This window comes from Klebsiella sp. JB_Kp042 (assembly GCF_040065275.1).
Taxonomy (GTDB): Bacteria; Pseudomonadota; Gammaproteobacteria; order Enterobacterales; family Enterobacteriaceae; genus Klebsiella; species Klebsiella quasipneumoniae.
Genome location: NZ_JBEAJL010000021.1, coordinates 25,954 through 46,537 on the forward strand (window position 1 = coordinate 25,954; position 20,584 = coordinate 46,537).

Genomic DNA, 20,584 nt, shown 5'->3' on the forward strand with positions numbered 1-20,584 from the left:
TGAAATAAAAAAAGCATAAAATTCGCAGCGAGTTTTGCTATGCTGTATGGGTATACAGTGTTGAGTCTGACGATGCGTAAAATTATCCATGTCGATATGGACTGTTTCTTTGCGGCGGTGGAGATGCGCGACAACCCGGCGTTGCGCGATATACCTCTCGCGATAGGCGGCAGTCGGGTACAGCGTGGCGTGATTAGTACCGCGAACTATCCTGCGCGTAAGTTTGGCGTGCGTAGCGCCATGCCGACGGCGACGGCGCTCAAGCTGTGCCCGCATCTCACGCTGCTTCCCGGCCGCTTTGATGCCTACAAAGAAGCCTCGAACCATATCCGCGAAATTTTCTCCCGCTATACCTCGCGCATTGAGCCGCTGTCGCTGGATGAAGCCTATCTTGATGTCAGCGACAGCGTGCATTGTCACGGGTCGGCCACCCTGATCGCCCAGGAGATCCGCGAAACCATCGAACGGGAGCTGCGCCTCACCGCCTCGGCGGGGGTAGCGCCGGTAAAGTTTCTTGCCAAAATCGCCTCCGACATGAATAAACCCAACGGCCAGTTCGTTATCGCTCCCCATCAGGTGGCTGAGTTTGTACGGGCGCTGCCGCTGGCGAAAATACCCGGCGTCGGGAAGGTATCGGCGGCGAAGCTGGAAAATATGGGCCTGCGTACCTGCGGCGATGTGCAGAACAGCGATCTGGCCATGCTGCTTAAGCGCTTCGGTAAATTCGGCCGTATTTTGTGGGAGCGCAGCCACGGGATTGATGAGCGGGAAATCCATAACGACCGGCAGCGCAAGTCGGTGGGAGTGGAGCGGACGTTAGCGGAAGATATCCATGAATGGTCAGAGTGCGAAGCGATTATCGAAAATCTCTATCCCGAACTGGAGCGCCGGCTGGCGAAGGTCAAACCGGACCTGCTGATCGCCCGTCAGGGTATTAAACTGAAATTCAATGACTTCCAGCTGACCACCCAGGAGCACGTCTGGCCGCAGCTGAACAAAGCGGATCTGATTGCCACCGCGCGCAAGGCCTGGGATGAGCGCCGCGGCGGACGTGGCGTGCGCCTGGTTGGGCTCCACGTGACGCTCCTCGATCCGCAGCTGGAAAGGCAGCTTTTATTAGGGATTTAACCATGCACATTCGTCCTTACCGCGACAACGATTTACCACTGCTCTGTCGGATATTCCTGCGCGCGGTGCGGGAAACGGCCTGCCGGGACTATACTCCGGCGCAGATTGCGGCCTGGGCGCAGGTGGATGAGACACGCTGGCGGCAAAAGCTGGCTGATGCAAACGGGCTGGTGGCGGAGATAGAGAGTCAACCGGTTGGCTTTATCACCGCCATCGGGACGCATATCGATTTGCTCTTTGTCTCGCCGGATCACGGCCGGCAGGGTATCGGCGGCGCGCTTATCGAGGCGCTCTGCGCTCAGTATCCTGCGCAAATCCTGACGGTGGACGCCAGCATTACCGCGAGACCCTGTTTTACGGCCCATGGCTTTAAGGTGGTGGCTGAGCAGCGGGTGGCGGCGCGCGGGGAGTGGTTTATTAACTACCGGATGGAAAGCGCGGGACGCTAAGGTGAGGCGAGGGAGAAACCGGCGGCGGGCTGCCGCCGGTGGTGGGGCTTATTTAGCCGGAATGGCTTTCAGCAGCTCGGTCAGCAGCGTCCAGTACTGGCCGACGCTCTCGATATGGACCTGCTCATCCGGGGAGTGCGGACCGGTAATGGTTGGCCCGATGGAGACCATGTCCATTTCCGGATACGGTTTTTTGAACAGACCGCATTCCAGACCGGCGTGGATGATCTGGATGTTCGGCGTCTTGTTGAACAGACGCTGGTAAGTCTCGCGCACCAGGTGCATCACCGGCGAGTTGGCGTCCGGCTGCCAGCCAGGGTAAGCGCCTTTGGCTTCGGTTTTCGCCCCCGCCAGTTTACCCAGAGATTCCAGCATGCTGACCACATAGTCTTTGCCGCTGTCGATCAGCGAGCGGATCAGGCAGTGGATCTGCACATTGTCATCGGTCATGGTGACGACGCCGACGTTCAGCGAGGTTTCTACTACGCCTTTCGCCACGTCAGAGTTGCGGATAACCCCGTTCGGCGTGGCGTTCAGCAGGCGGATGAAACCGTCGCGGGAGGCCTGAGTCAGCGCCGCTTTGTCGTTCTCTACCGCTTCCAGGAGCACCACCAGGTTCTTCTCTTTGGCCGCCAGCTCGTTTTGCAGCAGCGCCTGGTAAGTATTCACCAGCGCTTTCAGCGCATCGGCTTTATCCGCGGCGACGGCGACAGTAGCGTACGCTTCACGCGGGATGGCGTTGCGCAACGTACCGCCGTTGAAATCGACCAGACGCAGATCCAGCTCATCGGCATGACCGGCAAGGAAGCGCGACAGCAGCTTGTTGGCGTTACCCAGACCGAGATGGATGTCACCGCCGGAGTGGCCGCCCTTCAGCCCTTTTAAAGTCACTTTAAAGCTCTGGAAACCGGCCGGAATCGCTTCGCGGGTCAGCGCCAGGTTAGAGGTGAAATCGATCCCGCCGGCGCAACCCATATAGATTTCGCCTTCTTCTTCGGAGTCGGTGTTGATCAGGATATCGGCCTGCAGCCAGTTGGCCTGCAGACCGAAGGCGCCGTCCATACCGGCTTCTTCGGTCATGGTCAGCAGCACTTCCAGCGGGCCGTGAGCGACGCTGTCGTCGGCCAGTACCGCCAGTGCGGACGCCATCCCGATACCGTTGTCCGCGCCCAGCGTGGTGCCGCGCGCTTTCACCCATTCGCCGTCAATGTACGGCTGGATCGGATCTTTGGCGAAGTCGTGGACGGTGTCGTTATTTTTCTGCGGCACCATATCGAGGTGCGCCTGCAGCGCTACCGGCTTACGGTTTTCCATACCGGCAGTCGCGCCTTTACGAATCAGAATGTTGCCAACCTGGTCGCGTTCCGCGTGTAAGCCTTTTTCTTTTGCCCAACCCATAATGTGCTCGGCGAGCTGTTCTTCGTGATAGGACGGGTGCGGGATGGAGCAAATCTTGGCGAAAATATCCCAAAGCGGCTGCGGGGATAGTTGAGACAGTTCAGACACGGTAAGTCTCCTTACAGACTCCTGCATACAGCGGTTGCAGGACGAGGGTTAGCGTTAAAATACACAACAAGCCCGGGCTTGCGCGATGGGGGTGAGAATACCACTTTCCACCGCCGCAGGTAGTGTAAACAACGCAAAAAGCGTTGCGCAAACCGCTTAACACTGGTTTTTAGTGCGTCAGATCTCTATAATCTCGCGCAACCATTTTCCCCCTCGAACATTATTTAAGCCGTATTACACAGGCTGGGACACTTCACATGAGCGAAAAATACGTCGTCACCTGGGACATGTTGCAGATTCACGCCCGCAAACTGGCCAGCCGTCTGCTGCCGGTTGAGCAATGGAAAGGCATTATTGCCGTTAGCCGCGGTGGACTGGTACCGGGGGCCTTACTGGCGCGTGAACTGGGCATTCGTCATGTTGATACCGTATGCATCTCCAGCTACGACCATGATAACCAGCGCGAGCTGAAAGTACTGAAACGTGCGGAAGGCGATGGCGAAGGCTTTATCGTTATCGACGATCTGGTGGATACCGGCGGGACCGCCGTGGCGATCCGCGAAATGTATCCCAAAGCGCACTTCGTCACCATTTTCGCCAAGCCGGCAGGCCGTCCGCTGGTGGATGATTACGTGGTTGATATTCCGCAGGATACCTGGATTGAACAGCCGTGGGATATGGGCGTGGTGTTTGTACCGCCTATCGCAGGTCGTTAATTCTTCAGGACAGTGCTATTTACCACGCCCGGCTTGCCGGGCGTGGTTTTTTTTATCCTATAGCAGGTTACAATATCCGGAGTGGCACTACGACGGAGACTGCACATGTCACAGGCTAACCTCAGCGAAACGCTGTTTAAACCTCGCTTCAAACATCCCGAAACCTCTACGCTGGTGCGCCGGTTTTCTGCTGGAAAACCCCAGGCGATGCAGTCAGCGCTGAGCGGCAATCACGTCGAACACTGGTACCGTCTGATCAATCGCTTAATGTGGATCTGGCGCGGCGTAACCCCGCAGGAGATCCTTGATGTGCAAGCGCGCATTGTGATGAGCGAGGCCGAACGAACGGATCCCGAGCTGTTCGATACCGTCATCGGCTATCGCGGCGGCAACTGGATCTTTGAGTGGGCGAAAGAGGCGATGCAGTGGCAGCAAAAGGCCGGGCAGGAAGCCGATCCTTTGCTGAGCGGCCGCCACTGGCTGCATGCTTCGAACCTGTACAGCATTGCCGCTTATCCGCATATTAAAGGCGATGAGCTGGCGGAACAGGCGCAGGCTTTAGCCAACCGGGCGTATGAAGAGGCCGCCCAGCGGCTGCCTGGCGCCCTGCGCGAGCTGGAGTTCACCATCCCTGGCGGTTCGCCGATCACCGGCTTTTTGCATATGCCGAAAGGCGAGGGGCCGTTTCCGACGGTGCTGATGTGTGGGGGGCTGGACTCGCTGCAGACGGATTATTACAACCTGTATGAGAACTACTTCTCACCGCTCGGCATTGCCATGCTGACCATTGATATGCCCTCCATTGGCTTCTCGTCAAAATGGACGCTGAATCAGGACACCAGCCTGCTGCATCAGCACGCGCTGCGCCATCTGGAAAATGTGCCATGGATCGACCATACCCGGGTCGCCGCCTTCGGCTTCCGTTTTGGCGCCAATATCGCGGTGCGTCTCGGTTACCTGGAGCCGCAGCGGCTGAAGGCCGTAGCCTGTCTGGGGCCGGTGGTCCACGGTCTGCTGGTGGATCCTCTGCATCAGGGGCGCGTGCCGGAAATGTACCTCGACGTGCTGGCCTCGCGGCTGGGCATGCATGACGCGTCCGATGAAGCGCTGCGCGTGGAGCTCAACCGCTACTCGTTAAAAACCCAGGGACTGCTGGGACGCCGTTGCCCGACGCCGATGCTCTCCGGCTTCTGGAAGGACGATCCGTTCAGCCCCGAAGAGGAGTCGCGGTTAATCACCTCGTCATCTGCCGATGGCAAACTGCTGGAGATCCCGTTTAACCCGGTGTATCGCAATTTTGATCACGCATTGCGACAGATCGCCCGCTGGATCAACCATAGATTTGGTTAATTTATTGCTAAATTCTATTGGTTTGGTAAAACAGTTGCATCACTAAAGGAGATCGCAATGACGTTACCGAGTGGACACCTGAAAAGTAAGTTGATCAAGAAATTCACGGCGCTAGGGCCTTACATTCGCGAAGAGCAGTGCCATGACAACCGTTTCTTTTTCGATTGCCTGGCAGTTTGCGTCAACGTTAAGCCCGCACCGGAGAAGCGTGAATTCTGGGGCTGGTGGATGGAAATGGAAGCACAAGAGTCACGTTTCACCTATAGCTACCAGTTTGGCCTGTTCAATAAAGAAGGGTCATGGCAGGCGGTCGACATTGACGACCCGGAAGTGAGCGACAGACTGGAAAAAACGCTGCGCGAGTTTCACGAGCGCGCCGCAGCGCTGCTGACCACCTTTAATCTGAAGCTGGAACCGGCCGACGATTTCAGCGAGCCGGTTCGCCTGCGCGCCTGATTGATCTACAGATACGATTCCTCCACGCCCGTGCGGCGTGGAGGAGCGTGACGAAGACTTTGCCGCCCCACCCGCACTCTCCACCCCGCCACCTGACTCACACTGCCTGCGGCTGCAGCTTGCCGGCCATCGCCTGCTGAATAATCGGGATCGGCGTCAGTAAGTGCTCGCGCATCAGCGCGCTGGCCTGCTCGGCGTCGCGCGCCAGAATAGCGTCCACCAGGGTCTGATGCTGGACATGCTTATCTTCCAGCATCTCCACCGACAGGACGGTGGTGCGCAGCCAGATAAAACGGTAGCGGGCTGCCAGATCGAAGAGCCGCTCGCGCATTTGCAGCAGATACTGCGAACCGCAGCCGGCGACGATGGCGGTGTGAAACGCCTGGTGGCGCTGGTCCCACTCATCGAGTAAGCGCTCACTTGCCTCGCACGACTCCAGCTTGTTGAGCAGATGGGCGCGGGCCAGCAGCTCCGCCTCCCACTCATCGCCGCCGCGCTCGATGGCGAGGCGCACCAGCATGGCTTCCATGTTGGCGCGCGCGTCGAAGATATCGAGAAGCTCCTGTTCCGACATGGGCGCCACCCGATAGCCTTTCTGATTGACCACCGTCACCAGCCGCTCGGCCACCAGCTGCGAAAGCGCCTCGCGCAGCGGACCGACCCCCAGGGCATAGCGCGAGGTCAACAGGCTCATCCGCAGCTTCTCATCGGGTTGGTAGACCCCGCGGATGATGTCGTTTTTTAACCAACGGTACCCGTCAATGGCCGTCGCCTGGGAAATGGCGGTCATGATCTTACTCCTGAATACTCTTCCCGGCGGGGGCCGGGAACAGGGTTAACGCGTATTTTGCAGCGGCAGTTTTTGCCACAATACCAGCTTTTTCCAGCGCGACATAATCGGTACCGTACAAATAATTCCCAATGCTAACAGGCCGGTAGAGATCACCTCCAGCTGCTGCGCCGGACGGAACAGCATCACCACCAGCACGAAGGTGATAAAGGCGATCACCAGCCATGTCAGGTACGGATAGAGCCACATTCTGAGACGGATCTCGCCGCCTTGCGCCTGAAGGATTTTACGCATCCGCAGTTGCGAAACGGCGATCACCAGATAGACCAGCAGGGCGATGGCGCCGGAGCTGTCGATGAGGAATTTAAACACCTTGGCAGGCGCGTAGTAGTTCACCACCACGGTGAGGAACGCCGCGCCGGTGGAGAGGAGCACCGCCACGTACGGCGTTTTGCTGCGGTTGGTCCGCCCCATGAAGGCCGGCGCATCGCCGCGGCGGCTCAGGGAGTAGAGCATCCGCGAGGCGGTATACAGCGCCGAGTTCAGACAGCTGGTGACCGACAGGAGGATCACGCCGTCCATAATCAGCTTGGCATAGGGAATATGCAGCAGCTCGAGCACCGAGCGGTAGGAGCCGATGCTCTTCAGCCCCGGCATATTCCATGGGATGAGGGCGACGACGATAAAGATCGAGCACAGATAAAAAATAGAGATACGCCAGATCACCGAGTTGGTGGCGCGCACGATATGTTTATCCGGGGTATCCGATTCGGCGGCGGCAATAGTGACAATCTCCGCGCCCATAAACGAGAACATGGTGATCAGCATCGCGCTCAGCACCGCGCCGAAGCCGTTGGGCATAAAGCCGCCGTGATCCCACAGACGCGAAATGCCGCTCACCTCGGCATACGGATAAAAGCCGGTAATAGCGACCGCGCCCAGTACGATAAACGCCAGAATAGCGACCACTTTGCACAGCGCCAGCCAGAACTCGAATTCGCCGTAGTTTTTGACGCTCAGCAGATTACTGCCGGTGAGGGCGAGGGTGATGACCAGAGAGAACAGCCACACCGGGACGCCCGGCACCCATGAATGCAAAATAATCGCCGCGATATTGGCTTCCAGCGGAATAACCAATACCCAAAACCACCAGTACAGCCAGCCGATGGTATACCCCGCCCAGCGGCCGATGGCTTTATCGGCATAGGTGGAAAAGGAGCCGGTATCCGGCGTGGCGACCGCCATTTCGGCCAGCATACGCATAATCATCACCACCAGTAGCCCGGCAAACAGATAGGCCAGCAGCACCGCCGGGCCCGCCTCGGCAATGGCGACGCTGGATCCGACAAATAAACTCGCGCCGATCACCCCGGCGATAGATAACATCGTGACGTGGCGCGACTTCAGCCCCGCCCCTAAATCCTGTGATTGCGACAGTTGCCCCATCATTTACCCTCTCGAAGTGTGTCACCTGGGAGAGCGCCCCGACATTCCCGCGCCGGGGCACGCGTATTATTGTTGTTTTGCAGGTCTCGTCTTTATTCCCTTACTAACGTACTTCGTGTCCGCATGTCTGGTGTGCTATGCCTGTTTCGCCTCGGTAAAGCAGTCGGCGATGATCTTCAGCCCCTGCTCGATCTGCGCCTCTTCGATGGTCAGCGGCACCAGGATGCGCAGCACGTTGTAGTACGGCCCGCAGGAGAGCAGGATCAGACCTTTGTCGCGCGCCCGGGCGACAATATCCGCCGTCAGCCTGGCGTTCGGCCTGCTGTGGTCGCCCTCTTCAAACAGCTCAATGGCGATCATCGCTCCCAGACCGCGCACGTCGCCGATCTCCGGATGATCTTCTGCGATCGCCAGCAGGCCCTGGCGCAGGGTATCGCCGAGCTGGTTGGCTTTTTCCAGCAGATTCTCCTGCTCGAAAATCTGCAATACCGCCAGGGCGGCGGCGCAGGCGATGGGGTTGCCGGCGTAGGTGCCGCCCAGTCCGCCCGGGGCGATGGCGTCCATCACCTCCGCGCGGCCGGTGACGCCCGCCAGCGGGAAACCGCCGGCGATGGATTTGGCGAAGGTGGTGATATCCGCCGCGACGCCCATCTGCTCCATGGCGAACAGGGTACCGGTGCGGCCCGCGCCGCTCTGTACTTCATCGGCGATGAGCATAATGCCGTGCTCGTCGCACAGGGCGCGCAGACGCTGCATAAAGGCCGGGGAGGCGGCATAGAATCCGCCTTCACCCTGCACCGGCTCGATAATGATGGCGGCGATATCTTCCGGCGCGGCATCGTTTTTGAAGATACGATGGATGCTGGCGATCGCCTCTTCATCGCTGACGCCGTGCAGCGCGCACGGATAGAGGGCGCGATAGACGTGACCCGGCATTAAGCCCATACCGGCGGAGTATGGATTCACTTTACCGGTCAGCGACAGGGTGTAGTGAGTGCGGCCGTGATAGGCGCCGGTGAAGGCGATCGCGCCGCTGCGCCCGGTTGCCGCGCGGGCGATCTTCACTGCGTTCTCCACCGCTTCCGACCCGGTGGTCACCAGCAGGGTTTTCTTGGCGAAATCACCAGGCACCTTCTGGTTCATCTTTTCGCACAGCGCCAGGTAGGGCTCGTAGGCCAGCACCTGGAAGCAGGTATGGGACAGTTTTTTCAGCTGGTCCTCCACGGCGGCGACAATCTGCGGATGCAGGTGGCCGGTATTGAGCACCGCGATACCGCCGGCAAAATCGAGATATTCCCGCCCTTCGACGTCCCACACCCGGCAGTTCTCCGCGCGCTCGGCGAAGACAGGATGGATCTGGCCGACGCCGCGCGGGACCGCGTCGTTGCGACGCGCCATCATTGCTTTATTGCTGTTCATCCGTCACTCCTGTTAAAGGCCAATACACATGTATTTGATTTCTAAGTAGTCTTCGATGCCGTACTTCGACCCTTCGCGGCCGAGGCCGGAGGCCTTAACGCCGCCGAACGGGGCGACTTCGGTGGAGATAATTCCGGTATTGATGCCGATGATGCCGTACTCCAGCGCTTCGCCGACGCGGAACACACGGCTCAGATCGCGGGCGTAGAAATAGGCGGCGAGACCGAACTCGGTATCGTTGGCCTGGGCAATGACGTCGGCTTCATCTTTAAAGCGGAACAGCGGGGCCAGCGGGCCGAAGGTCTCCTCTTTCGCCACTTTGGCGCTGTCGGGCACGTTGACCAGGATGGTGGGCTGGAAGAAGTTGCCGCCCAGGGCGTGCGGTTTGCCGCCGGTGACCACCTTTGCGCCTTTGGCGATGGCGTCGGCAATGTGTTCTTCAACTTTGGCGACGGCTTTCTCGTCGATCAGCGGGCCGGTCGTGACGCCCTCCTGCAGGCCGTCGCCGATGCGCAGTTTTTCCACCGCCTGCTGCAGCTTCTCGGCGAAACGGTCATACACCCCGTCCTGGACGTACAGGCGGTTGGCGCAGACGCAGGTTTGCCCGGCGTTGCGGAACTTCGACGCCAGCGCCCCCTCGACGGCTTTATCGAGATCGGCATCGTCGAAGACGATAAACGGCGCGTTGCCGCCCAGCTCCAGGGAGACTTTTTTGATGTCTTTCGCGCACTGCTCCATCAGCTGGCGGCCAATCTCGGTCGAGCCGGTAAAGGAGAGCTTGCGTACCAGCGGGTTGCTGGTCAGTTCGCCGCCGACCGCGCCGGCTGAGCCGGTGACGACGTTGAACACCCCGGCGGGGATCCCGGCGCGATTCGCCAGTTCGGCCAGCGCCAGCGCGGAAAACGGCGTCTGGCTGGCCGGTTTCAGGACCATGGTGCAGCCCGCGGCCAGCGCCGGGCCCGCTTTGCGGGTGATCATCGCCGCCGGGAAGTTCCACGGGGTGATGGCGGCGGTGACGCCGATGGGCTGCTTAATCACCAGCAGGCGCTTGTCGGCCTGGTGGCCCGGAATGGTGTCGCCGTAAATGCGTTTACCTTCTTCGGCGAACCATTCAATAAAGGAGGCGGCGTAACTGATTTCGCCTTTGGCTTCCGCCAGCGGTTTCCCCTGCTCGAGGGTCATCAGACGGGCGAGATCGTCCTGGTTCTCCAGCATGAGATCGAACCAGCGGCGCAGAATATTCGCCCGCTCTTTGGCGGTGAGGGCGCGCCAGGCGGGAAGGGCGCGGTTAGCGGCTTCGATCGCTTGTCGGGTTTCGTCAGCGCCCATTTTCGGCACGCTGCCGAGCTGCTCGCCGTTGGCCGGGTTGGTCACCGCAATCACGTCGCCGTTGGGCGCATCGCGCCACTGACCATCAATCAGCGCCTGCTGGCGAAACAGAGTCATATCGTTGAGTTGCATAATCGCTTCCTGTCTTCAGGGGGTTAACGGGTAAAAGCGGCGTGTAGTGTCTCCACGCTACGTGCCGCACGCAGCGTGCGTCCGGGATTGCTCTGGCTGGCCAGCAGGGTCTGCACCTTGCTGACGATATGCGCGCCGATCGGGATAGCCGACGTCGCCGCGGGTGACGGCGCGTTACAGGTGTGAATGGAACGCGCGGTGGTGACGAAGAGAAAATCGTCGATCAGTTTGCCCTGCGGCGATACCGCCTGCGCCCGCACGCCGGCCGGCCACGGGCGCAAATCGCGCAATGTCAGGCTCGGGCAGTATTTCTGCACCAGCCGCAGATAGCCGCTTCGGCACAGCGAATTTTTCATTTCGCCCAGCCCGGAGCGCAGGTTGTTTTGCAGTACCCGGCGAATGCCGGGCGAGGTGAGGATCTCCAGGGTATCGGCCAGCGAAATATCGCGCTTGCGATAGCCTTCGCGCTTCAGGGCCAGCACGGCGTTGGGGCCGACGGTGACGCTGCCGTCGATCATGCGGGTCAGGTGGACGCCGAGGAACGGCATCGCCGGATCGGGGATCGGATAGATCAGATGGTTGACGATCTGATTGTGCTGCGGAGCGAGCTGGAAATACTCCCCGCGGAACGGGCAGATGATAAACCCGGGATCGACGCCGAGCATTTTCACCAGTCGATCGGCCATCAGCCCGGAACAGGTAATCAGCGTCGAGGCTTCATACTCGCCGCCCTGGCGGGTGTGGACGACCACGCCGCTGGCGTGTTCTTTCAGGGCGCTGACTTCGGCGTTGTAGACGATGGCGCCGCCTTTCGATTCGAAGTTCTTCGCCATCGCCGCCGCCACGTCGCGATAGCTGACGATGCCGCTGGAAGGGACGAAGATCCCGCCGAGTCCGCTGATGTTCGGTTCGCGCTCGCGCAGCTCCCCGGCGCTCAGCCATTCCCGCTGCAGGCCGTTGGCGGCGGTGCGATCCCACAGGGCGCGCATCCGCTCCATCTCCAGCGGCGAGGTGGCGACCAGCATCTTGCCGCAGACGTCGTAGCGGATGCCGTTCTGCTCGCAAAAGGCTTTGGTGGCGCGGTTGCCGGCGAGGCAAAACTGCGCCTTGAGGCTGCCGGGCGTGTAGTACACCCCGGCGTGGATCACGCCGCTGTTATGGCCGGTCTGATGGCAGGCCGGGCCGGCCTCTTTTTCCAGCAGCGCAATGCGGGCGTCCGGGTAAATCTCAATTAACTGCATGGCGGTCGACATGCCGATGATGCCGCCGCCGATAATCACGAAATCATACATCCGCTCAATTCCTTCGCCTGAAAACCCTTATTGATGAGTCTGGTAATGATTCGTGGAATACGCAAAGTAGCCGCGCTGGCGCATCAGCTCGCGGCGCAGGTCCGGGTGCGGCGTAAAGCGGTCGCGGCCGTGCAGCCAGAACAGGTTGTTTATCAACAGAAATTTGCCTACCGGAACCGGTACAGAAAGAATGTTTTTGCTGGTCTCCAGCGCGTCGGAGAGGCGGCTCAGCCAGGTGCCTTCTTCGAAATCTTTCGGCTGGACGAACTGGTCGATATAGCGCATCACCGGGCGACCCAACTGGTCGACGTCGAATACCGGGTGGAAGACATCTTTGCTGACGTTTTTGCTCGGCGGCGCGGCCCAGCGCATCGGGCGGCGGGCGAGCGGGTCGCGGAAGAATTCGTCGAGGTGCTCCCAGTCGTCGAGATGCAGCAGCAGGGAATTGCCGCCCTGCATGTTCTGCTCGTCGATCTTCATCATCAGCACATAGTCGGTTTGCTCTTCGACGTAGGTGCCGTCGTTGTGCAGCTCCATCACCCGGTGCGGCTGGCGCAGATAGCTGTCGGAGTTATCGACGTTTTTCACCACGAAACGGGCGTAATACTGGCCGCTCATGGCGTCGAAATTGGAACGGCCAATCAGGTGCGCCACGGCGGTGGCCAGCTTGACCATCTCCTCGGCCTGGCTGACGTTATCGATCCCTTCGCCGTTGATCAGCAGCGCGCCTTCCGCGCGGTCGAGCAGCGTTTTGATCAGCAGCGGCTGCAGCTGGTTGCCGCACAGATCGTCGAGGATCTTGCCCACCTGGAAGCGTAAGAAAGATTTGTACTCCAGCGCCTGCACCGGCCACTGCGCGACCTGCTGCAGAAACTGGGCGGTGGTGTCGGCGGAAAAGGTGAGCTCCAGCAGGCGCGGCGACTGGGCGGAAGGGGCGACGGTAAAGCCAGGGAAGTGTTGAGCTAACGGCGCGGATGTCGGTTTTACTGCGGTCAGGGCGTTCATCAGGATCGTTCCTCGCAATGGAATGGAAGGTCAGGGTGATGTTCATTTCGTAGCCATAAATTAAAAATATCTACATTTTTATAAAATGCGTACGAAATGGCCTTTTTGTTTCTATTTTGTGATCTGACAACAATTATTTAACAATGCGAGAGAGATAAGGCGGTGGTTAACGTTGAGGAACAAAGCGGGGGGCGGAAAAGGCAAAATGCCGGGGAGGGTGAAGGTAAATCATAACGCCGATCACAGTTTTTAATCTGTGCAATACCCTTACCAGATGAAGGTGTTAACATTCAGCCGGTAAATACCTTTCAATGCTCACCGAGGCTTCGATGCTGGAGAATGTCATTATCAGATAATCAGCTTCCCGACCTGCCCAGGCCGGACTGATTATCGCTGCGCTTAAACCTTACGCACACACCTGCGGGTGTAGGCATGTTTTCGCACATGATAATGAACAGGTTTCAGTATGAATTTATCCCGTCAGGAACAACGGACCTTACACGTACTCGCCAAAGGTGGCCGTATTGCGCACGTCCGCGATACCTCCGGCCGCATTACCGCCGTCGAATGCTACACCCGGGAAGGGCTGTTGCTGAGCGACTGCACCCTCGCGGTCTTCAAAAAGCTCAAAACCAAAAAGCTGATTAAGTCGGTGAATGGCCAGCCGTACCGGATCAACACCACCGGTTTGACCAACGTTCGCGCACAGGCGGACAACCGCTGATACAGCGACCCGGGCAGGGTCGCTGCCCGGGCGTATGGCTCTCAAGGAGAAAAACCCATGATCGATATCCCTCGCATTTTTACTATCAGTGAAAGCGAACACCGTATTCATAACCCTTTTACCCCGGAAAAGTACGCCACGCTGGGGCGGGCGCTGCGAATGGCGCCGGGCGCCTCCATTCTTGACCTCGGCAGCGGCTCCGGAGAGATGCTCTGTAGCTGGGCGCGCGATCATCAGATCGTCGGCACCGGGGTGGACATGAGCCTGCTGTTCAGCCAGCAGGCGGCCGCCCGGGCAGAGGCGCTCGGGGTGAGCGACCGGGTGACCTTTGTGCACCAGGATGCCAGCGGGTATGTCGCCAGTCAGCCGTGCGATATTGCCGCCTGCGTGGGGGCAACGTGGATCGGCGGCGGCGTGGCAGGCACGATTGCGCTGCTGAAGCAGAGCCTTAACCCAGGCGGCATGCTGCTGATCGGCGAGCCATGGTGGCGCAAACGCCCCGCCACGGCGGAAGAGGCGGTTGCCTGCGGCGCGCACTCTCCCGACGACTTCCTGACGCTGCCGGCGCTGGTCGCCCACTTCGGAGAACTGGGCTATGACGTAGTGGAGATGGTGCTGGCGGACCAGGAGGGCTGGGATCGTTATGAAGCGGCGAAATGGCTGACGATGCGCCGCTGGCTGGAGGCCAATCCGCACGATGACTTCGCGCCGGAGGTTCGCCAGCAGTTGACCACCGCGCCGCTGCACCACGTCACCTGGACCCGGGAATATCTCGGCTGGGGCGTGTTTGTCCTGATGGCGCGTTAACCAGCGTGTCGGTAGCGTCGGGAGGCGCTACCGACCATCTTCAGACCTTCAGCTCGTCGTAGCTGACCATGACGTGTTGGCGAAAGGCGGGCCGTGCGGTTAGCCGTGCATAATAGGCCGCAAGATGGGGGAGGGGACGACGGGGGATATCGATTGCAAAGTAGCGGTACAGCACATGACCAAACTGGATGTCGGCCAGGGTGAGCGTATCGCCCACCAGATAGCGACTGCCAGCGAGACGTGCCTCGGCAATCGCCAGCTTTTGCTCCAGGGACGTCACCGCCGCGGCGATGGCCTGCGGATCCCGCTCGGCGGCGGGCGTGCGCACCACGCGCCAGAACACCGGCGCCGTAAAGCCGAGGGCAATATTCTGCTTTGACCACTCGGCCCAGCGATCGACCTCAGTACGAGCCAGCAGGTCGCCCGGCCAGAAGGCGTCGTCGGCGTAGCGACTGGCTAAATAGCGAAGGATCGCGCCGGTTTCCCACAGCGGCGGATTATCGCCATCCTGCAGCACTGGCACCGTACGATTGGGATTGAGCTGATAAAACGCCTCGCTGTCGGTACCGCCATAGCGATGGCCCACGTCGAAGCGGAGATAGTCCAGACCAAGCTCGCCAACACACCACATCAGCGCCTGCACGTTAGAGGAAGTTTTTCGGCCCCAGATAGTCAGCATCGGGATCTCCTGAGAATAGGGAAAGAAGGAGCATAGCAGGTAGGGTTGAAAACGGGAGGGGTCACAAAAGAAATGAGTCACCTCGCCGCGCAGGGGGCGGCCGCGCTGGTCAGATGTTCAAACCAGAGGCGTAGCTCAGCCAGCTATTCAGCGCACAGAATGAGTGGAAGAAACTGAGGGCAACAGTTTGCCCTCTGTTTACTTAAGTGGTCTTGTACTAAGGTGTGGCGCTAAAAAACTCGCCAAATTTGACGGCCAGCCAGCCGACAGGCGTCGTGGCGCCGCCGACGATATTGGTGATCTCGGCCATCCCTTCCGGTACCGGAATATGTGAGTTCACCGCCGCCTGAGTATATTCTTGCGAAATGTCCGTCCCGACATACAGGATGCAGGTCACGATCAGGGTTCCGGTTATGAACATGCGGAACATATTTCGTTTACAGAACGGCGTAACCATTGCCAGCAGGAACATTAACGAAGCCAGATCGACAAAGGGCAGTACGCGGTTGCCGGGCAGAATGATAGACAGCACCACAGCCATAGGGATTAACAGCAGACCGGTCGCCAGTACCGAAGGTTCACCGATCAATAACGCCGTATCCATCCCGATGTAAAAATCGCGCCCCGGAAATTTAGCCTTCAGTTTTGCTTCAGCGGCATCACGAACAATCAACAATCCCTGCACCAGAATTTCAATCATTTTCGGCAGCAGCAGCATGGCGGCTGAAACCTTAATGGCCAGTGAAACGGCAGCGGAAATGTCATATCCAGCCAGGAAGGCCAACAGCAGTCCCAGCACAAACCCCAGGGTAAGAGGCTCGCCAAAAACGCCGAATTTTTTATTAATACTTTCCGGATCGAAATTGATTTTATTGATGAGCGGGATCTTATCAATGATGTAATTACAGGCAATGCCAAACGGCACGTAAGCTATACAGGTAAGATGTGGGAATGATATCCCTTTAAGATTATAGTTTTTTTGTAAATACGGCGCCGTTAAATCTGCGGCCAATAGCGTCAACACAAAAATAGCGAAAGTAATACCGACAGAAAGCCAGTAATTTCCCGTTCCGGCATAGACCACAGACCCCATGATCAGGAAAATCCAGTAATTAAAAATATCGATATTCACCGTTTTGGTTAATTTCAACAGAAGCATGGCCAGGTTGATGACGATAAAGCCCACCACGACGGGCAGCATCAGCGGCGAACCCCAGCCAATAGTCGATGCGGTAGGCCAACCGGTATCAACGACCGTTAACTGCAGGCCGATACGCTCAACCATCGCCTGCGATGCCGGGCCCAGGTTTGTCAGCAGCAGGCCAATCACCAGCCCCACCCCTTCAAAACCAATGCCGACCAGCATCCCTGCTTTAAATGCCGTACCGATTTTAACGCCAAAGCAAAGCGCGATAATAAAGAATATTACTGGCATCATTACTGATGCCCCCAGACTAATAATGCTGTTGATAATATCCATAATGATTCCTTAAAAGGCGGGCGAATTGGGCACGAGTTAACCCGTGCCCATTGGGCCCTGTTAATACCTTTAATGGTTCTTTTAGTATTTAACTGAGTTTCTTTAAAAGGATCTCAGCGAAGCGTTTGGGCGAATTACTGAATGCGTCAATGGTACTCCCGGCAATATGGGGCGTAATGGTCACGTTATTCAGGGTATAGAATGCACTGTCGTCAGGAAGCGGTTCGTCATCAAAGGTATCAAGCGCGGCGCCCATAATTTGCCCGGATCTGAGCGCATCAATCATCTCTTTTTCATTGATTAACCCGGAGCGTGCCGTGTTAACAATGATGGCACTGCGCTTCATCAGCGCGAAATGGTGTGCGTTAATCAGATTTTCGGTTTCCGGCGTCAGGCGAGCATGTAACGAGATAACGTCGGCGCGTTGTACCAGTTCGTCCAGTGAATCGACTTTCTCATAACGTTCATGGCCTGCAACGTACTTATCGTAAAAGATAATCTCCGTGCCAAAGCCGCTGAGAAATCCCGCGACCAGTTGGGCAATATGGCCGAGGCCAACCAGCCCCACGACTTTTCCGCCAAGCTCCGGGATCGCCTGATGGTTCGGGCTGTCTTTACGCCAGTATTTATCACGCAGGGCATCGTGTGACCGGGCGATATTGCGCATTTCCGCCAGGATCATGCCGACCGTGAATTCAGCGACGCTGCGAGCGTTACGCCCCGGGGTGTTCATCACCTCAACGCCCCGGGCGTTCGCCACCTCAAGATTCACGTTTTCCACGCCACCGCGGAGTACGCCTACATATTTCAGCGTGGGTAGTTTATCGAACACCGCAGTATTGACGGGGGCAAACTGAGTGATCAGGATGTCAATATCACCCGCTCCCTGAAGCAGATCTTCCGGTAAGGCCACGGCTTCCGCGCCCTCCTGTTCAACCCGCAGATTATCTTCCTGAAGTTTCTCAATGGAGTCATGTGACCACTCGCGTACTTCGACTTCAATCCCGTTATCCCTGAGCGCTTTCAGTCCTGATTCCATCATTGCTGCATTGATAAACAGATCGGCAATTGCCAGACATTTCATAATGATTCTCCCTCGATTAACGCATCAACATACCGCCGGTAACGTCCAGAGTTGCTCCCGTCATATAGCTGGTCTTAGGAGAAACCATGAAGACACCGATGTCGGCAATTTCCTGAGGCTGAGCCACGCGGCCCACCGGAATACGACTGACGTAATAGTCAGGGTTTTGCTCAATGTTCTTACGGATCATCGCAGTATCCATGATCCCGACGGCGATATTGTTCACATTGATTTTTTGTTTGGCGACTTCACGCGCCAGAGAAATAGCAAAGGCGACCAGACCGGCCTTACTTGCCGCGTAGTGCGCATGTCCCGTCGTGGAGCCGTGGAACGCGGCCTGCGAGGTAATATTCAGAATGCTGCCCATCCGGTCATGCTGCAGGCAGTGATTTACAAATAGCTGGCTGAGATGGAAGATGGCTTTCAGATTGACATTCATCACCAGATCCCAGTCCTGCGGGCTGATCTCGGTGACGTAGCCGCTCAGCCAGATCCCGGCGTTATTCACCAGAATGTCGGCTTTGCCCAGTCTGTCGATACAGGTGGCAAACAGATTTTCCCGGCTCTGTTCGTCAGAGAGATCGGTTTTAACCGCGATGATCTCTACGTTCGCGCTGGCCTTCACCGTTTCGATCAGCCGTTCGGGATGCTCTTCTTCCCGCATATAGGTAAAGCAGATATTGACGCCTTCTTTGGCGAGCGAAAGAACAAACTCTTTCCCCAGGCCGGTTGCGCCGCCTGTCACGATGGCCGTACGATTCGTTAAATTCAGATCCATTTTTTCCTCACTTAGTGCGCGATGTAGTTGCTGCAGCTTTTCCACGGCGACTGCATTTCTGATAACAGGTTTTTATAAAGCTGATATTTGGTCTGGTAGACCCGGTGATTTTCCGGATTAGGGGAGACGGTGCGTGAGACATGGACCATTTCGTTTGAGGCAGCAAATACCTCTGCAAACCAGCCCACCATGACGGCTGCGGTCATCGCGGTACCCAGGGTCCCGTGCTCTTTGACGTCAACGATTTCCAGCGTGGCCTGGAAGATATCGGCGAATATCTGCAGCCAGACCGGGGAGTTCGTGACACCGCCAGCAATACGAATTGTGCGGCTTAACTTCGGGTTAATATTGCGCAAGCGCTCGGTGTGGTAGAGATGGCTAAAGGCCACTCCCTCATAAATCGCCCGCAGAAAATGGGCTTTTTTATGAAAGCTGTTTACACCGATAAAGCCGGCCGAGGCGTCGGGAATGGTGTTAGAGCCAAACACGAACGGAAAGAACAGCAGGTGGCTTTCATCCGGCGTCGTTGACGAAACCAGCTTATTGCACAGGTCATAGACCGACGATCCTTGCTCGGCGGAGGTTTTCCGATCGCTCTCCATAAAGTTGTTAATAAACCACTCCAGGTTGCTCGCGGAGGTGGGGCTGGCCTCGGTGATGAGCCATTTACCCTCAATGGGATAAATGGAGGTCATAAACAGATCTTTATCAATAACCGGGTGGTCGGTAACGTATTCGTTTATGCTCCAGGTGCCGGTGACGATCGCCATCTTATCGAGACTGTTGATCCCCGAGGCAATGGAAGAGGCCGAGATATCAAACACCCCGCCAGAAACCGGCGTACCTGCGCATAAACCGGTCAGACGGGCGACATCGTCAGTGATTTTTCCGCAGCATTCCGTTGAGCGTTTGATGGGGGGCAATTTGTCCCGCAGTTCATCAAGTCCCCACCATGCCAGTAGTTCATCGTCATACTTGCAGTCACGTACGTTGATCAGGTTGGTGCCTGAGATATCGGTCAGCTCAAGAAAAGCCTCTCCGGTCAGGTAAAAACGGATCAGGTCCTTGACCATAAAAATATAACGCGCTTTTTGCAGCGTCTCGGGCTCGAAGTCCTTCAGCCATGCCAGCAAGGCGACAGGTTGTCCGGCCCAGATGGACTGCATTGTTTTTGGCAAAATGTCGGTAAGGAATTCTGGCGAGCGTTGCCATCTCTCAACGTACTCTTTTGCCCGGCTGTCGGTGGATATAATGCCGTTACGCACCGGGTGACCTTCTTCGTCAACCAGATACAGACCGTTACCATGACCGGTGACGGCCACTCCTTTTATCTGGCTGGCATCGATACCTGATTGCTCAATCGCTTTTTTAATCACTTCGACATTAGCGGCCCACAGCTCATCGATACTGCGCTCTGTGTGGAATTCCCGGGGTGTCAGCATCTGCGTGGATTTTGAGGCGATGGCGAGCACCTGTCCTTTACGGTCATAGATGGCTGCCTTGGTGACGGTTCCACCATTGTCGATGCCCATGACGTATTCATCTTTCATTCGCGTGGACTCCTTATTGGTTACCATAAGCCGGGCTCGCTGGTGGTTATCCCTTTAAATCCGGCATGGAATATTTTATCTACAAGGTATTTGCGCTTAACAAAGCCTCCGGCGATGAATACCACATCAAAGCGGCTTTGTTGAATAAATCGAACTTTTGCTGAGTTGAAGGATCAGATCACGCATCCTCCCGACAACACAGACCATTCCGTGGCAAAGCAAAAGTTCAGAATCACCAACTGGTCCACCTACAACAAAGCTCTCATCAACCGTGGCTCCCTCACTTTCTGGCTGGATGATGGGGCGATTCAGGCCTGGTATGAGTCAGCAACACCTTCTTCACGAGGAAGGCCCCAGCGCTATTCTGATCTCGCCATCACCACCGTTCTGGTGATTAAACGCGTATTCCGGCTGACCCTGCGGGCTGCGCAGGGTTTTATTGATTCCATTTTTGCCCTGATGAA

The 20,584-nt window shown here is 57.5% G+C and carries 20 protein-coding genes and 1 pseudogene; 8 read left to right on the forward strand and 13 right to left on the reverse strand.

Features of this window, described 5'->3' with window-relative positions:
* Positions 1–72 precede the first annotated feature (72 nt).
* Positions 73–1,128, forward strand: coding sequence for a DNA polymerase IV (dinB, locus tag ABLV54_RS07215; protein WP_044521126.1), 1,056 nt, complete (start codon positions 73–75; stop codon positions 1,126–1,128).
* A gap of 2 nt (positions 1,129–1,130) precedes the next feature.
* On the forward strand, positions 1,131–1,577 hold the full coding sequence (locus ABLV54_RS07220; RefSeq protein ID WP_044521129.1) for a GNAT family N-acetyltransferase: 447 nt from the start codon (positions 1,131–1,133) through the stop codon (positions 1,575–1,577).
* Positions 1,578–1,625: 48 nt separating this feature from the next.
* Here the strand turns inward: ABLV54_RS07220 and pepD are convergent, their stop codons facing one another.
* Entirely contained in the window at positions 1,626–3,083 is a 1,458-nt protein-coding gene (gene pepD / locus ABLV54_RS07225) for a cytosol nonspecific dipeptidase (RefSeq protein ID WP_044521131.1), read from the reverse strand.
* Positions 3,084–3,340: 257 nt separating this feature from the next.
* On the opposite strand from pepD, the gene gpt reads away from it, so the two are divergent.
* The 3 genes from gpt (at position 3,341) to crl (ending at position 5,605) form a co-directional block, all read left to right on the forward strand.
* Positions 3,341–3,799, forward strand: a complete 459-nt coding sequence (gene gpt / locus ABLV54_RS07230; RefSeq protein WP_002889733.1) for a xanthine phosphoribosyltransferase — start codon at positions 3,341–3,343, stop codon at positions 3,797–3,799.
* A gap of 105 nt (positions 3,800–3,904) precedes the next feature.
* On the forward strand, positions 3,905–5,149 hold the full coding sequence (gene frsA, locus ABLV54_RS07235; RefSeq protein ID WP_023288512.1) for an esterase FrsA: 1,245 nt from the start codon (positions 3,905–3,907) through the stop codon (positions 5,147–5,149).
* Between the two features lie 57 nt (positions 5,150–5,206).
* Positions 5,207–5,605 carry a sigma factor-binding protein Crl gene (gene crl / locus ABLV54_RS07240; RefSeq protein WP_002889793.1) on the forward strand — a complete coding sequence of 133 codons (399 nt, stop codon included), beginning with the start codon at positions 5,207–5,209 and terminating at the stop codon, positions 5,603–5,605.
* Between the two features lie 97 nt (positions 5,606–5,702).
* Here the strand turns inward: crl and csiR are convergent, their stop codons facing one another.
* The 6 genes from csiR to glaH form a co-directional block, all read right to left on the reverse strand.
* On the reverse strand, positions 5,703–6,395 hold the full coding sequence (csiR, locus tag ABLV54_RS07245) for a DNA-binding transcriptional regulator CsiR (RefSeq protein WP_023288513.1): 693 nt from the start codon (positions 6,393–6,395) through the stop codon (positions 5,703–5,705).
* Positions 6,396–6,440: 45 nt separating this feature from the next.
* On the reverse strand, positions 6,441–7,841 hold the full coding sequence (gene gabP / locus ABLV54_RS07250; protein ID WP_050533149.1) for a GABA permease: 1,401 nt from the start codon (positions 7,839–7,841) through the stop codon (positions 6,441–6,443).
* A gap of 135 nt (positions 7,842–7,976) precedes the next feature.
* Positions 7,977–9,260, reverse strand: coding sequence for a 4-aminobutyrate--2-oxoglutarate transaminase (gene gabT / locus ABLV54_RS07255; protein ID WP_023288515.1), 1,284 nt, complete (start codon positions 9,258–9,260; stop codon positions 7,977–7,979).
* A 12-nt stretch (positions 9,261–9,272) separates the two neighbouring features.
* Positions 9,273–10,721 (reverse strand): NADP-dependent succinate-semialdehyde dehydrogenase, encoded by a 1,449-nt coding sequence (gene gabD, locus ABLV54_RS07260; protein ID WP_023288516.1) that lies wholly within the window; start codon positions 10,719–10,721, stop codon positions 9,273–9,275.
* A gap of 23 nt (positions 10,722–10,744) precedes the next feature.
* On the reverse strand, positions 10,745–12,013 hold the full coding sequence (gene lhgO / locus ABLV54_RS07265; protein WP_032453044.1) for an L-2-hydroxyglutarate oxidase: 1,269 nt from the start codon (positions 12,011–12,013) through the stop codon (positions 10,745–10,747).
* A 27-nt stretch (positions 12,014–12,040) separates the two neighbouring features.
* The gene (glaH, locus tag ABLV54_RS07270; protein ID WP_044521136.1) at positions 12,041–13,018 is read right to left on the reverse strand and encodes a glutarate dioxygenase GlaH; all 978 of its coding nucleotides are present in this window, start codon (positions 13,016–13,018) and stop codon (positions 12,041–12,043) included.
* Positions 13,019–13,484: 466 nt separating this feature from the next.
* On the opposite strand from glaH, the gene ABLV54_RS07275 reads away from it, so the two are divergent.
* On the forward strand, positions 13,485–13,742 hold the full coding sequence (locus ABLV54_RS07275; RefSeq protein ID WP_032453046.1) for a YjhX family toxin: 258 nt from the start codon (positions 13,485–13,487) through the stop codon (positions 13,740–13,742).
* Between the two features lie 57 nt (positions 13,743–13,799).
* On the forward strand, positions 13,800–14,549 hold the full coding sequence (locus tag ABLV54_RS07280; RefSeq protein WP_050533125.1) for a class I SAM-dependent methyltransferase: 750 nt from the start codon (positions 13,800–13,802) through the stop codon (positions 14,547–14,549).
* Positions 14,550–14,589: 40 nt separating this feature from the next.
* Here ABLV54_RS07280 and ABLV54_RS07285 read toward each other — a convergent pair whose 3' ends face one another.
* The 6 genes and pseudogenes from ABLV54_RS07285 to ABLV54_RS07310 form a co-directional block, all read right to left on the reverse strand.
* The gene (locus tag ABLV54_RS07285) at positions 14,590–15,228 is read right to left on the reverse strand and encodes a glutathione S-transferase family protein (RefSeq protein ID WP_050533124.1); all 639 of its coding nucleotides are present in this window, start codon (positions 15,226–15,228) and stop codon (positions 14,590–14,592) included.
* Positions 15,229–15,445: 217 nt separating this feature from the next.
* On the reverse strand, positions 15,446–16,708 hold the full coding sequence (locus ABLV54_RS07290) for a PTS transporter subunit IIC (RefSeq protein WP_023288522.1): 1,263 nt from the start codon (positions 16,706–16,708) through the stop codon (positions 15,446–15,448).
* An 88-nt stretch (positions 16,709–16,796) separates the two neighbouring features.
* Positions 16,797–17,792 carry a 2-hydroxyacid dehydrogenase gene (locus ABLV54_RS07295; RefSeq protein WP_044521147.1) on the reverse strand — a complete coding sequence of 332 codons (996 nt, stop codon included), beginning with the start codon at positions 17,790–17,792 and terminating at the stop codon, positions 16,797–16,799.
* Between the two features lie 16 nt (positions 17,793–17,808).
* On the reverse strand, positions 17,809–18,570 hold the full coding sequence (locus ABLV54_RS07300) for an SDR family oxidoreductase (RefSeq protein ID WP_023288524.1): 762 nt from the start codon (positions 18,568–18,570) through the stop codon (positions 17,809–17,811).
* Positions 18,571–18,581: 11 nt separating this feature from the next.
* On the reverse strand, positions 18,582–20,120 hold the full coding sequence (locus ABLV54_RS07305; protein ID WP_048296783.1) for an FGGY-family carbohydrate kinase: 1,539 nt from the start codon (positions 20,118–20,120) through the stop codon (positions 18,582–18,584).
* Positions 20,121–20,140: 20 nt separating this feature from the next.
* Positions 20,141–20,251, reverse strand: a pseudogene (locus ABLV54_RS07310) (glycerol-3-phosphate responsive antiterminator); the annotation flags it as partial.
* A gap of 34 nt (positions 20,252–20,285) precedes the next feature.
* Here ABLV54_RS07310 and ABLV54_RS07315 point away from each other — a divergent pair.
* On the forward strand, positions 20,286–20,584 hold a 299-nt coding region (locus tag ABLV54_RS07315), incomplete at its 3' end, for a transposase (protein WP_199791809.1).

Excerpts from the sequence above, each read along its gene's own strand:
- gpt (WP_002889733.1), top strand. The coding sequence starts at position 3,341 with ATGAGCGAAAAATACGTCGTCACCTGGGACATGTTGCAGATTCACGCC.
- csiR (WP_023288513.1), bottom strand. The coding sequence starts at position 6,395 with ATGACCGCCATTTCCCAGGCGACGGCCATTGACGGGTACCGTTGGTTA.
- gabD (WP_023288516.1), bottom strand. The coding sequence starts at position 10,721 with ATGCAACTCAACGATATGACTCTGTTTCGCCAGCAGGCGCTGATTGAT.
- ABLV54_RS07295 (WP_044521147.1), bottom strand. The coding sequence starts at position 17,792 with ATGAAATGTCTGGCAATTGCCGATCTGTTTATCAATGCAGCAATGATG.
- ABLV54_RS07300 (WP_023288524.1), bottom strand. The coding sequence starts at position 18,570 with ATGGATCTGAATTTAACGAATCGTACGGCCATCGTGACAGGCGGCGCA.
- glaH (WP_044521136.1), bottom strand. The coding sequence starts at position 13,018 with ATGAACGCCCTGACCGCAGTAAAACCGACATCCGCGCCGTTAGCTCAA.
- lhgO (WP_032453044.1), bottom strand. The coding sequence starts at position 12,013 with ATGTATGATTTCGTGATTATCGGCGGCGGCATCATCGGCATGTCGACC.
- ABLV54_RS07290 (WP_023288522.1), bottom strand. The coding sequence starts at position 16,708 with ATGGATATTATCAACAGCATTATTAGTCTGGGGGCATCAGTAATGATG.
- ABLV54_RS07220 (WP_044521129.1), top strand. The coding sequence starts at position 1,131 with ATGCACATTCGTCCTTACCGCGACAACGATTTACCACTGCTCTGTCGG.
- crl (WP_002889793.1), top strand. The coding sequence starts at position 5,207 with ATGACGTTACCGAGTGGACACCTGAAAAGTAAGTTGATCAAGAAATTC.
- gabP (WP_050533149.1), bottom strand. The coding sequence starts at position 7,841 with ATGGGGCAACTGTCGCAATCACAGGATTTAGGGGCGGGGCTGAAGTCG.
- dinB (WP_044521126.1), top strand. The coding sequence starts at position 73 with ATGCGTAAAATTATCCATGTCGATATGGACTGTTTCTTTGCGGCGGTG.
- frsA (WP_023288512.1), top strand. The coding sequence starts at position 3,905 with ATGTCACAGGCTAACCTCAGCGAAACGCTGTTTAAACCTCGCTTCAAA.
- ABLV54_RS07275 (WP_032453046.1), top strand. The coding sequence starts at position 13,485 with ATGAATTTATCCCGTCAGGAACAACGGACCTTACACGTACTCGCCAAA.
- ABLV54_RS07280 (WP_050533125.1), top strand. The coding sequence starts at position 13,800 with ATGATCGATATCCCTCGCATTTTTACTATCAGTGAAAGCGAACACCGT.
- gabT (WP_023288515.1), bottom strand. The coding sequence starts at position 9,260 with ATGAACAGCAATAAAGCAATGATGGCGCGTCGCAACGACGCGGTCCCG.
- ABLV54_RS07305 (WP_048296783.1), bottom strand. The coding sequence starts at position 20,120 with ATGAAAGATGAATACGTCATGGGCATCGACAATGGTGGAACCGTCACC.
- ABLV54_RS07285 (WP_050533124.1), bottom strand. The coding sequence starts at position 15,228 with ATGCTGACTATCTGGGGCCGAAAAACTTCCTCTAACGTGCAGGCGCTG.